This is a genomic window from Larkinella rosea, from assembly GCF_003858635.1.
GTDB lineage: Bacteria > Bacteroidota > Bacteroidia > Cytophagales > Spirosomataceae > Larkinella > Larkinella rosea.
Map to the genome: position 1 here is coordinate 70716 of NZ_RQJO01000011.1, position 13095 is coordinate 83810.

The window sequence follows — 13095 nt, forward strand, 5'->3', positions numbered from 1 at the left end:
TTATCGAAAGATATACGAAGTATCGAGTTGGATTTGGGTAGCAGGATCCGTTAAAATACCTTCCGTTGAAGTGAAGCGCTTTCCATCGGAAGTCAGGACCTGGATCAGTTGTAATCCTGGAACAACTATCCAGACGGTTTTGACACCTGCCGGGAAGTAAATTTTGGTCACTTTGTCAGTAATGTCCGACAAACCCTGTTTGGGCGAAAGTACTTCGACGGCCATAACCGGTGGATTTTTAAAATAAATAACGTCATTAAGCCAGTCGTAAGGCATTTTAGGATAGACGCAAATATCGGGTTTGCATTTGCCAGTCGCTAGTTCGAGTTCAAGTTCGGGGAATATATCATATTCTGCATCGTAACGATCAAGGGCAACGCTGATTCGATGAATTAACCGGGAATGGTTCAACGACATAATATCTTCGGAGTGATATTCTTCGATCAGATCATGAAAAGGCGTTTCCATAGCGCAACGGGATTTTTTCAAAAATAACGAAAACGAACCAATAACGGTCTTATGATCCGCAATTACTTCAAAACCGCCTGGCGCGGACTGATCAACAACAAAGGTTATTCCGCCATCAACATCGGTGGATTGGCGGTGGCGCTGGGAATCAGCGTTTTGCTGTTGTGGTGGGTAAAAGACGAGTTGAGTTTCGACCGGTTTCATGCGCAGAGCGACCGGATTTATCGCGTCAACGGCGGTTTTGGATCGGGCGCATCGCAACAGTTTTCCGGGCAGATTGTCGCCCCGGTGGCCGCCTACGCCCGGCAGCAAATGCCGGGCGTGGAAGAGGCCGTGCGGATTGTGGGGAATTACGACATGTCGCCTTTCAAAGTAGGTGATAAGACCCTGGTGGAAGAGAAAGCCGTCTACGTCGATCCGGCTTTTTTTACGTTTTTCAATTTCGAGTGGGTGAAGGGAAACCGGAGCCGACCTTTCCCGGATCTGCAAACCGTGGTGCTGACGGAATCGGCGGCTTTGAAATATTTTGGCGCAGCCGAACCGGTGGGAAAAATGCTCTATTCCGTCCGGAACAATAAAAATTACGTCGTTAGCGGTATTGTCCGGGATTTCCCCGATAACTCCAGCATCCGGTGCAATATGCTGTTCCCGCTGGAAATCGTCGCCAAGGGTTATCAGGCCAACGACTACTGGAAATCGATGGACTCGGACTGGGGCAACTGGTACGCGCAGACCTTTTTCCGTCTTGATCCCCGGGCCAATCTGGATAAACTGGCAAAAGCTCTGACGGACGTTCACCACGCCAGCAACAAATATGATCAGGCAACGGTATATCGCCTTCAGCCCCTGCATGACATTCATCTATACCGGCCGGATGGCACGCAGGGCGCGATACAGGAAGTCAAAATGATGGGAATTGTCGCCCTGATTCTGCTGGCGATTGGCTGCATCAATTACGTGAATCTGGCGACGGCGCAGGCCACGCAGCGGGCCAAGGAGGTTAGTGTTCGGAAAGTGGTAGGCGCCGGACGCAGACACCTGATTGGTCAGTTTCTGGCCGAATCACTCCTGATTTTTGTCGTCGCGCTGGTGCTGGCTATCGGGCTGATCAGCGGGCTGGAATCAACCTATCATGAACTGACCGGCAAAACGCAGCCGTTTTCGCTGTCTGATCCGCAGGTCTGGCTGGTGCTGATTGGCGTGTTGGTGTTCACCCTGGCCGTTGCGGGAATCTACCCGGCTCTGGTGCTGTCGTCGTTTGAGCCGCTAAAGGTGTTGCGCGGGAAAATGGCGATTGGAGGCAGAAGAGTTACGTTCCGCCAGACACTGGTTATCACGCAGTTTGCCTTTTCAACAGCCCTGATTGTAGGAACGCTCATCATTGGCAATCAACTGCGGTTTATGCGTGAGCGCAACCTGGGCTATGACCGGGAAAACGTTTTTTCCTTCTGGTTAACGGAGGAAATGTCGAAGCATTATGAGGCTCTGAAAGCCGAATTGTCCCGCGAACCGAGCGTAAACCATGTGACCGCTTCCAACGGGAATCTGATCGGTATTGGAAACTCCACCGGCGATACGGACTGGGAAGGAAAGCCTAAAAACAGCATGTTTATTGTCACACGGATGCGGGTGGAAAAGGATTTCATTTCGTCATTCGGCCTGAAAATGGCGGCTGGAGAAGCCTTTACCGGTTCGAAAACCGATTCGATGCACGTCATTTTAAACGAAACGGCGGTCAAAAATGCGGGTATCAAAAATCCGATCGGCAAATGGTTTACGCTGGGCCAGACGAAGGGAACAATTATTGGCGTCGTGAAAGATTTTCATTTTGCGTCGCTCCGGCAAAAAGTGGAACCGGCGGTTTTTTTCTACCGCGACAATACCAATTTCGGCCGAATTTACATCAAAACCACCGGTCGCGACGCCCCAAAAGCGGTCGCTGCGGCCGAAAAACTCTGGAAAAAATACAGCCCCGATTATCCATTTGAGTACCAGTTTATGGATGTTCAGTACAACGATATGTACAAATCGGAACAGCGGACGGGAGCCTTATTCAACTTTTTCTCGGGCGTCGCCATCCTGGTTTCGTGTTTGGGCTTATTCGGGCTGGCAACGTTCACGGCTCAGCAGCGGATGAAGGAAATCGGCATTCGCAAAGTGCTGGGTGCATCGGTGACGGGCATTGTGGCGCTGCTTTCCAAAGATTTTCTGAAGCTGGTGCTGATTGGAATTCTGATTGCTTCGCCCGTGGCGTGGTGGGCGATGAATCAATGGCTGCAGAATTTCGCCTACAAGATTGACCTGGAATGGTGGGTGTTTGTACTGGCCGGTTTGCTGGCGGTTTTGATCGCGTTCACGACGGTTTCGTTCCAGTCGATACGCGCGGCTTTGATGAATCCGGTGAAGAGCCTAAAAACGGAATAGAGAAGGAAAGGAGAACGGAGAAAAGCGCTGACTCCCATCCTCTCATCCTCCTTTCTTCCCTAATTCTTTTTCCTATGCTAACGAACTACCTGAAAATCGCCATCCGGAATCTATTGAGAAACAAGACGTTCTCGGCTATCAACATTCTCGGTCTGTCGGTTGGGCTGACGTGTTGCCTGTTATTGTTGCTGTATATCCGCAGCGAACTGTCGTTCGATCAACACCACCAGCACGCGAATGAATTGTATTTGATGTCGAGCGAGGTGAAGTCACCAGGACTAAATGAAGAATATCCCCGGCTTTCGGGGCCGTTGGCGGCCGCGATTCAGGCGGAATTTCCCGAGGTCGAAAAGGTGGCGCGGCTCTACATCAACATCATGGATGAAAAGGCGTTGTTGCAGGTGCAGGAACCGGGCAAGCCGATGAAGTCATTTTACGAAACGCAGGGTTATCAGGTCGACTCGACGTTTTTTGACCTGTTTTCCTACCAATTTACGGAAGGAAGCCCCAAAAAAGCCCTGTTTCAGCCCAATTCGATTGTTTTGTCGGAAGAGGTAGCGCACAAGCTTTTTGGAAACACCCCGGCTTTGAATAAAACCGTCAGGATCAGCGGTTCGACGGGCAATGGCGAAAACTTCCGTGTTTCGGGCGTTTTTCGCGATGAAAGCGCCCGTTCCCACATCGACGCCCGGTTTTTTGTGCCGATGTATGCCGGGATGATCGGGAATTACCTGCGTCAGCGGCAAATGGATTATACCAATAACAACCTGTTTCAAACGTATCTGCGGCTCAGACCAGACACAGACCCGAAACAACTGGAAAAAAAAATACCGGCCTTCGTCGAAAAGTACATGCGGAGTGAATTGAAGCGGTATGGTTACGATAAACGGCTGTTCCTGATCCCGGTTCCGGATTTGCATTTGTACAGCAAGATTCAGAGTATTGTCACGCCGACAAATAGCACGACGTACCTCTACATTCTGGCGTCGATTGCGGTTTTTACCCTACTGATTGCCTGCATCAATTTCATGAATCTGTCGACAGCACGCTCCGCCAAACGGGCGGCTGAGGTCGGTATTCGAAAGGTAATGGGTGCCGAGCGTGGTTCACTGATTGGTCAGTTTCTGGGCGAGTCGATGGTTTTGTCGCTGATTGGGCTGGTCATTGCGTTTGCACTGGTTTCCTTATTGCTACCGGTTTTTAACCAACTGGCGGGGAAAGCCTTGCTGGGTTCGGAGTTGATGGAGCCGCCGATTGCCCTGACCTTCATCGGATTATCATTGCTGACCGGTTTGGTCGCGGGAAGTTACCCGGCTTTTTTCCTGTCGATGTTCAACCCAGCTCAGGTGTTGAAAGGCGGGGCCACGAACGGCAAGTTTGTCAACAGCCTGTCGGCGGTGGCCTTGCGTCGCGGCCTGGTGGTTTTTCAGTTTGTGATCTCGATTGGTCTGGTGCTGGCCACGATCGTCATTCAGGAACAGATGCGGTTTTTGCGGAATCAATCATTGGGTTTCACGCAGGATCAGCAGATTGCGATTCCGCTTCGGAGTAGCGAATCCAGGGCGGTTTATACGGCGTTTCGCAACGAAATTCTGCAAAATAATCAGGTGATTTCGGCGGCCGGAACGCAGTATTATCCGGGGATAATCAACCCCACGGATTTCGGTTTGTATCGCCCGGACCAAACCGTGAATGAAATGCAGAATATCAAAAACAGCGAGGTCGATTTTGAATACCTGAAAACGATGGGCTTCAAGCTGGTGGCCGGACGGTTGTTCTCTCGGCAGTTTCCGGGTGATACCAATAACCGGCTCATTGTCAACGAATCAACGCTGCGAAAACTCCAGATTCCACTCAACAAAGCGATTGGACAAAGGCTGAATTTCAACTGGCATGGGCAAACGTACAACTACGAAGTAATTGGTGTTTTGAAGGATTTTCATTACGAAAACCTGCACCAGCCCATTGAGCCGTACGCCTTTATGCTGATGACGCGCCCGAATTTTAACTACATCATTGCGCACGTCAATTCGGAAAATATGGAAAATGTGCTGGGTTTTCTGGAACAGAAGTGGAAAGCCCTGCGCCCCGACGAACCGTTTGAATACACGTTTCTGAACGAAGATTTTCAGAAAAACTACCAGGCCGAAGCCCGAACGTCCCGCATTGTTACCTGGTTTACGGCCATTTCCATTCTGATTTCGTGCCTGGGTTTGTTCGGGCTGGCGGCTTTTGCGGCCCAGCAACGGACGAAGGAAATAGGCGTTCGGAAGGTGCTGGGAGCCTCGGTAACCAGCATTGTGCTGTTGCTTTCCAACGATTTTCTGAAGCTGGTCATCATCGCCATTCTGATTGCCTCGCCAATTGGGTGGTGGGTCATGAACAAATGGTTGCAGAATTTCGCCTATAAGATTACCATTCCGTGGTGGATTTTCGCGGTTTCAGGCGGTTTAGCCTTGCTGATCGCGTTCCTGACCGTCAGCTTCCAGAGTATTAAAGCCGCGTTGATGAATCCGGTGAACTCGCTTCGGAGTGAATAGTCTTGAACCGCTCGGGCGACCCCGTGGGATTACGCGGATTAAAACGGTCCGCCGTTGCGGGATTAAGAAGATATCCTGCGGATTAAAAAACAGCGGTAGCAATCCTAGCCGCTACGGCGGTCCGATTTAATCCGCGTAATCCCAGTTCAGAAAACGTACAGCTATGCTAAGAAACTACTGGAAAATAACTGTTCGGACGCTGCTCAAGAACAAGGTTTATACCCTGACCACGGTATTGGGGCTGACCATTGGTCTGGCGGCTTGCGGGTTGATTGCGCTCTATATTTTCGACGAGTGGGGCGTTGACCGGTTTCACGAAAAAGGCCACCGGATTTACCGGGTTGTGACCAATACCGTCACCAAAGGGGAAACGGAACGGGCGGCCAACACGGTTGGGCGACCGCTCGCGCAGGCCATCCGGCAGGAAGTTCCCGAGATCGAATCGATCGTGCAGGTGCATTGGGCGAATTTCCCGATCAAAAACAAAAACCGATATTTCTACGACCGGGAGTTGTACGTAGGTGCGGATTTCCTGACCACGTTTACGTTTCCACTGCTCGAAGGAGATCCGAAAACCGCCCTGCGCGACCCGTATTCGCTGGTATTGACGGAAAACATGGCCCGGAAATATTTTGGCGACGGCCCGGTGCTCGGTAAAACCCTGATGCTGAGTGACACTCTTCCCTTTAAAATAACGGGCGTTTTGGCTGATCCGCCACCTTCCCACCTCAGTTTTCAGGTGCTGCTGTCGATGGCAACGTATTACGCTGTAGGCAATTCGACTGAAGGCGAGTGGTTCACTTGGGATGAGTTCTGTTACGTCCTGCTACCCGAAAATGCGAATCCGGCGGTGGCTGAGAAGAAAATTTCGGCTCTGCCCATGAAATACAACGGGGAAGAATACCGCAATAACGGAATTTACGTGACGCACTCGCTGGAAGCAATGCCGTCGATTTATCTCCATTCCACCGGTATTCCCGATCCTGGCGGGGCCAACCGAACGACGGGCAGTGCACAACAACTCCAGTTGCTGGGTGTGATCGGTTTGTTTCTGTTACTCCTGGCGGGGATTAACTTCGTGAACCTGACGACAGCCCACCAAGGGGAGCGGGCCAAAGAAGTGGGTGTCCGCAAGGCCATCGGAGCCGCTTATACGGCCCTGTTGGGTCAATTCCTCGGCGAATCGCTGCTACTGGCGTTTCTGGCCGGTTTGCTGGCGGTTTTGGTGATGCACCTGACCTTGCCATTTCTGAATGAATTGACCGGAAAAACTATCTCTCCGGTCATCCTGAGCCAGCCCGTTACGGTTTTGATTGGCGTCGGTTTTCTCGCTCTGACCGGTTTACTGGCGGGCTGGTATCCGGCTTTGCTGCTGGCGCGTTTCCGACCGGTCGACACGCTGAAAGGACAGATCGTAACCGCAAAAGGCGCGTGGATGCGTCGCGGATTGGTGGTTTTTCAATTCAGCATTTCGCTGATTCTCATTATCAGTACCATCGTAGTTGTCCGGCAGTTGCGGTTTATGCAAAGCCAGAATCTGGGATTCAACAAGGAACGCGTTCTGTCGATTGAGCTGCGGAAACTGCCCCGCATGGATTTTATTAACAACTATGAAAGTCTCAAACAACAGGTTGCTTCATTGCCAAACGTCAAGTCGGTGACGGGCGTATCGGCTCTGCCGGGCCGCGATGGCTGGAACGGCCAGATTGTTTATCCCGAAGGTCGGCCCCACGATCAAACTTTGTCGATGGAAGTGATTCCGGTCGATCACGATTACGTCAAAACGCTGGGCCTGACCTTACGGGCCGGACGTGATTATTCGAAACGGTTTGCAATGGACGCCAAACAGGGGGTACTGCTGAACGAAGCCGCTTGTAGAGCCATTGGCTGGAAACCGGAAGAGGCCATTGGGAAACGGGTTCAGTCGTCGGGGCTGGAAGATGGACGGGTCGTGGGTGTCATTGCCGACTTTCATCAGCATGGATTGCAGCAGAAAATCAAACCAATTCTGACCTTCATCACCCCGGCATATACGTACCGGTATTTGTCGCTGCGGCTGGGTACAGGCGACCTGCGGACTTCCGTCGCGGAGGTGGAGCGGTTTTGGCAGAAGCGATTTCCGGGCTATGATTTTGACTACTACTTTCTGGATGAGGACTTTAACCGGCAATACAAAACCGAACAGCAACTGTCGACTTTGTTCGGCTTATTTGCCGGTTTGGCCATATTGATTGCCTGCCTGGGCTTGTTTGCCCTGACGACTTATACGGCCGAACGAAGGACGAAAGAAATCGGCGTCCGGAAGGTGTTGGGCGCGTCGGTTGCCAACATTGTTAGATTGCTTTCGAAAGATTTCCTGCAACTGGTGATCATCGCCATTCTGCTCGCTTCACCGATTGCGTGGTACGCCATGAACGACTGGCTGGCGGACTTCGCTTACCGAATTTCGGTGGACTGGTGGGTATTTGCCCTGGCTGGTTTCGGTGCGGTTGGAATTGCGTTTTTAACCGTCAGTTTTCAAAGTATCAGGGCGGCTTTGATGAATCCCGTGAAGAGTTTACGATCAGAATAAATCTTGAACCTGCGTAATCCCAGTTCAGAATACTTACAATTATGCTACGCAACTACGTCAAAATTGCCTTTCGAAATCTGTGGAGAAACAAGGTTTTTTCCGGCATTAATGTGTTTGGACTGGCCGTTGGGCTGGCGTCCTGTCTGTTGTTGTTTCTGTACATTTCGCATGAGCTGAGTTATGATGACTTCCAGCAGAAGGCCGACCGGACGGTGCGTGTGGTGATGGAATACAGCATGGAAGGGCAAGTGACCAAAGCACCTGTGACCGGCACAAAAGTAGCCCCCGAATTCGGGCGGCAGTTCCCGGAGGTAGAAACCGGTGTTCGGCTGGAAAACCGGCAGGCTGTCGTTAGCTACGCCGACCGGCAGTTTAGTGAAAAACGGGTTGTGTATGCCGATTCGGCCCTGTTTACGGTTTTTTCGTTTTCGTTAAAACAAGGGAATCCGAAAACCGCCCTGGCGGGGCCTAACCTGGTTGTTTTGTCGGAATCGTCGGCGAAAAAATATTTTGGCAACGAGAATCCGGTTGGAAAAACCGTGCGGATCAACGCGGGCGGGGGCGATAAAGAGTATGCCATCACCGGTGTGGTGCAGGATTGCCCGGCCAATTCGCAGATCAAATACGACCTGCTGGCGTCTTTCACGACGCTTTCGGCCTCCAAAGAAGAGCAGTGGTTTTCGGCCAATTATGCCACGTATTTATTGCTGCGTAAACCGGAATCGATTGCCGCATTGCAGGCCAAAATTCCCGCTTTCATGAAAACGCAGTTCAGCAAAGAAGAAATGGCCGGTGGGAATTACCTGACCTACGAACTTCAGCCATTGCGTAGTGTGCATCTGCACTCGGAAGTCGAGGGTAATTTTGAACCCAATGGCGACCTGACATACATTTACATTTTTGGCTCGGTTGCCCTGTTAATCCTGATCATCGCCTGCGTCAATTACATCAATCTGGCGACCTCGCGGGCCGTGGAGCGGGCGCAGGAAGTGGGCGTTCGGAAGGTGATGGGAGCGCTGCGGGGCCAGCTGTTCGGGCAGTTCATCGGCGAGTCAGTGATAGTCACGTTTACGGCCCTCGGACTGGGGCTGCTGCTGGTTTATCTGGCTTTGCCGTTTTTCAACAAACTGTCGGACCGAACGTTCGCTTTTGATTCCCTGATGGAACCCCAGAATCTGCTGGCTCTGGCCGGTATCGGCTTGTTGGTGAGTCTGATTGCGGGCGGTTATCCGGCTTTAATTCTGGCCCGGTTTGAGCCGGTTCGGGTGTTGAAAGGTCATTTGAAAACCGTCGGAGCCGGTCAGTTCCGCCGGGCGCTGATCGTGTTTCAATTTGCCATTACCGCCTTTCTGATAGTCTGTACATTGCTGGTACGCAATCAGTTGTCGTACATTCAGGATAAAAAGCTGGGTTATTCCAAAGATCACGTCATCACGTTGGCAGCGGATCGTCAGGTGAACGAAAAAATTCGGGCGCTGAAGTCCGAATTTAAGCGGAATGCCGACGTCCGGCAGGTGGCGCGGGCGTATGAATCACCGGTTTTTATCAATGGTGGCTACAGCATGCACCGGACGGGCACGCCGGATGATCAGTACAAATCCGTAACGGCTTTGCCGGTCGACGAGGATTTTGTCAAAACCATGAACCTGCGGATTGTGGCCGGGCGGGATCTGACCCCCGTCGATCTCGAACGCGCGACCGTTCCCGGCAGCGACAGCCTGCGGCATTTCCATTTTATCCTTAACGAATCGGCGGTGAAGGCAATGGGCTGGAAATCACCCCAGGAAGCCGTCGGCCAGAAAATGGACATGGGCAGCGGGCGGCCGGGCGTGGTGGGCGCGGTGGTCGAGGATTTTCACTTTGCGTCCATGAAGCAGAAAATCGGTCCGCTGGTGATTTTTCCGGAAGACGGTGGCCACACACTGCTGGTGAAACTGTCGGGAAGTGATTTATCGAATACGCTCCTGTTTCTGGAATCAAAATGGAAATCGATCGTGCCGGGCCGTCCGTTTGAGTACGAATTTCTGGATGAAGAATTCAACCGACTTTACTCCGCCGAAACCCGTACGGGGCAGATTTTTAGCGTTTTTGCTTTTCTGTCGATTCTGCTGGCCTGTCTGGGGCTGTTCGGCTTATCGGCGTATACCACCGCCCAACGCACGAAAGAAATCGGTATTCGTAAAGTGCTGGGCGCATCGGTGCCGAACATCGTTCTGCTGCTTTCCAAAGACTTTTTGAAACTGGTGTTCGTCGCCATTCTCATCGCTTCGCCCCTGGCGTGGTGGGCCATGGATCGCTGGTTGCAGGATTTTGCCTACCGCATCGACGTGGCGTGGTGGATTTTCGCCGTGGCGGCCCTGCTGGCTGTGGGCATTGCGTTCGTGACGGTGAGTCTACAAAGTCTCAAAGCCGCCCTGATGAATCCCGTAAAATCCCTGAAAACCGAGTAGCCAAAACCGCTATGAAAAGCCTTTTAATTGCTTTTCTGACGTTCAAGGAACGCCAGCGCGTTATTGGAAAATATCGAGAGTAAAATCGGTTTGCCGACGAATTAACCATAAACCATCCTGAACTGGGATTCCGCGGATTTAAGGACTAAGAGGAATAAAGAAGATTGCGGTAGCTAACCCTCTTACTCCTTAAATCTGCGGAATCCCGGTTCAGGAAAACGATGCATCATGTTCCGAAACTACCTCAAAATCGCCCTGCGGCAACTGCGCTACAACCAGTTGTTCAGCTTCCTGAACATCCTTGGCTTAACCGTTGGACTGGCCGTCAGCACGTTTATTGCGCTGTATGTCTGGCACGAGTTCCATTACGACCGGTTTCACCCGTTTGCCGACCGGACCTACCAGATCCTGTCAATGGCGAAATACGGCGGCAACGACTTTATAATGGGTCAATTGCATGAATCGTTCGGTACGGAAACGAAACGCCAGATTCCAGAGGTGGAAGAAGTCGTGCGGTTGTCGGAAGGCTCCGGGGAGGTGGTGCTGCAGTCGGATGCCGCTCACCGGTTTAAGGAAAGCAAGATCGGATTTTCCGATGCATCGACCCTGTCGGTCATGGGCTTTCGGTTGCTGAATGGTGACGCCAAAACCGCCCTCAGCGAACCGGGCCGCATTGTCCTGACCCGGGCACTGGCTGAAAAATATTTCGGAAAACAGAACCCCGTGGGCAAGACGCTTCAGTATGACAAACAGTACCCACTGACGGTTTCGGGTGTTCTGGACGACTTGCCGACCCATTCAATTATTCACTTCAACGCGTTAGTGTCGCTGAGTTCCATGCCAACGCTGGGGCCCAATGCCCAGAATGCGTTCAAAGGCTCCGGTTTTCTGTCCACCTATTTGGTACTTCGTCCGGGTGCGAAGGTGGCTTTGGTTGAAAAGAAACTGCAAACCGTCAAATCCGGGCTTCAGTTTGTGGATATAACGGCATATTACGTCCTGGAAAGCCTGCCTTCGCTGCACCTCGATAGCCGGATGGCTCCGAAAACTGCTCGGCAATCGCTGTATATTCTGCTGACCGTCGCGCTGGTCATTCTGGCCCTGGCCGTCATCAATTACGTGAGCCTGACCACCGCCCGCGCCACGAAACGCGCCCGCGAAGTGGGGGTTCGGAAAGCCGTTGGTGGACAACGCAGTGAGCTGATCGGGCAATTTTTTGCGGAGTCGTTCCTGACCACCACGCTGGCTTTTGTGCTGTCGCTGGGCCTTTTGCAGGGGCTTTTTCCGTGGGCGAATCAGGCGCTGGACCTGCACATGGACGAGCGGGTATTGAATCAGGGGCCGTATTGGGGCCTGCTGCTGGCGTTGTGGCTGGGTTGCTCGCTGCTGGCGGGCAGTTATCCGGCTTTGCTGTTGTCCCGGTTTCGGCCGCAGGAGGTGCTGAAAGGAACGATGGGCTCAGGCCGCAGCGGAGCCGGCGTTCGCCGGGTTTTTACGACCGTGCAGTTTGCCACCTCGATTGGTTTGCTGATTTGCAGCATCGTGCTCTACACCCAAATGCGGTTTTTACGCACCAAAAATTTGGGCATTAATCGGGCCCAGGTGGTAGCGATGAAAATTGACCGGGATATGACATCCCAGTTTCCGGCCCTGCGCGACGCCGTGCGGCAGTGGGCTGGTGCCGAAAACGTGGCGGTTTCCAATACGGCGTTGTTTACCAATAACGTCATGACCTGGTTTTTAAACACCGAAAAAAACAAGAAGCAGTTGATGGTGAATGCCCTCACGGTGGACAAGACCTTTTTCAACATGATGGGAGTTCGCTGGATCTACGCGCCGGTGGGCTGGGAGCAAAAACCGGTCACAAACGAGCTGACGGTTTTCAACCAGACCGTGATGAAGGAAGCCGGGATCAAAGGTAATCCGCAACAGCAGGCTCCGCCGTTTAAGGGCATGACCACCGCCGGAGTGGTCGCCGATTTTCACGTTCGAAGTTTACACGGCCCGGTGTCGCCCATGCTACTAAGCATCGTGAGCGATACGGCTAAATCACTGGTAGCCAACGGCGGTTTTCTACTGGTTCGGCTGAATCCGCAGAGCAACGTCCCGCAATCGCTGGAAAAACTGAAAGCGATTTACGACGGCAGCAAACCGGTGGCACCGTTCGATTATTATTTCCTCGACGATGCGTACGACAAACTCTACGCCAAGGAGCAGCAACTGATGCGGTTATTCAACGGGTTTACGGGCTTGACGTTGCTGGTGGCTTCGCTGGGTTTGCTCGGCCTGATTACGTTCTCGGTGGAAGCGCGCACGAAAGAAATCGGGATCCGGAAAGTGCTGGGCGCTTCCGTTACCGGAATTGTTTCGCTCCTTTCCAAAGATTTTCTGAAACTGGTGCTGCTATCGATGCTGATTGCTTCGCCCATTGCCTGGTACGCGATGGATAAATGGTTGCAGGATTTTGAATACAAAGTCGAAATCCAGTGGTGGATGTTCGCGCTGGCGGGCGGTTCGTCCGTAGTCATTGCGGCCCTGACCATCAGTTTCCAGAGCATCCGCGCGGCTTTAATGAATCCGGTTACCTCACTTCGTTCGGAATAATCCTTTAATCCACGTAATCCCAGCCGCGTCGGCGATC

General features: G+C 52.3%; 6 protein-coding genes. 5 read left to right on the top strand and 1 reads right to left on the bottom strand.

The window, feature by feature from the left end; genetic code table 11:
- The gene (locus EHT25_RS24425) at positions 1 to 468 is read right to left on the bottom strand and encodes a Uma2 family endonuclease (protein ID WP_124877810.1); all 468 of its coding nucleotides are present in this window, start codon (positions 466 to 468) and stop codon (positions 1 to 3) included.
- 51 nt (positions 469 to 519) lie between these two features.
- Here EHT25_RS24425 and EHT25_RS24430 point away from each other — a divergent pair, with 51 nt between their 5' ends.
- The 5 genes from EHT25_RS24430 to EHT25_RS24450 all read left to right on the top strand — a co-directional run bounded on the left by EHT25_RS24430 (position 520) and on the right by EHT25_RS24450 (position 13058).
- Entirely contained in the window at positions 520 to 2892 is a 2373-nt protein-coding gene (locus EHT25_RS24430; RefSeq protein ID WP_124877811.1) for an ABC transporter permease, read from the top strand.
- Between the two features lie 74 nt (positions 2893 to 2966).
- Positions 2967 to 5432: an ABC transporter permease gene (locus EHT25_RS24435; protein WP_124877812.1), complete on the top strand. Its 2466-nt coding sequence runs from the start codon at positions 2967 to 2969 to the stop codon at positions 5430 to 5432.
- Positions 5433 to 5595: 163 nt separating this feature from the next.
- Positions 5596 to 8004 (top strand): ABC transporter permease, encoded by a 2409-nt coding sequence (locus EHT25_RS24440; RefSeq protein WP_124877813.1) that lies wholly within the window; start codon positions 5596 to 5598, stop codon positions 8002 to 8004.
- A gap of 41 nt (positions 8005 to 8045) precedes the next feature.
- On the top strand, positions 8046 to 10454 hold the full coding sequence (locus EHT25_RS24445; protein WP_124877814.1) for an ABC transporter permease: 2409 nt from the start codon (positions 8046 to 8048) through the stop codon (positions 10452 to 10454).
- 228 nt (positions 10455 to 10682) lie between these two features.
- Positions 10683 to 13058, top strand: a complete 2376-nt coding sequence (locus tag EHT25_RS24450) for an ABC transporter permease (protein ID WP_124877815.1) — start codon at positions 10683 to 10685, stop codon at positions 13056 to 13058.
- Positions 13059 to 13095: the final 37 nt, after the last annotated feature.

Bases quoted from the DNA above. Each gene is read 5' to 3' on its own strand.
- EHT25_RS24445 (WP_124877814.1), top strand. From the start codon at position 8,046: ATGCTACGCAACTACGTCAAAATTGCCTTTCGAAATCTGTGGAGAAAC.
- EHT25_RS24440 (WP_124877813.1), top strand. From the start codon at position 5,596: ATGCTAAGAAACTACTGGAAAATAACTGTTCGGACGCTGCTCAAGAAC.
- EHT25_RS24425 (WP_124877810.1), bottom strand. From the start codon at position 468: ATGGAAACGCCTTTTCATGATCTGATCGAAGAATATCACTCCGAAGAT.
- EHT25_RS24430 (WP_124877811.1), top strand. From the start codon at position 520: ATGATCCGCAATTACTTCAAAACCGCCTGGCGCGGACTGATCAACAAC.
- EHT25_RS24450 (WP_124877815.1), top strand. From the start codon at position 10,683: ATGTTCCGAAACTACCTCAAAATCGCCCTGCGGCAACTGCGCTACAAC.
- EHT25_RS24435 (WP_124877812.1), top strand. From the start codon at position 2,967: ATGCTAACGAACTACCTGAAAATCGCCATCCGGAATCTATTGAGAAAC.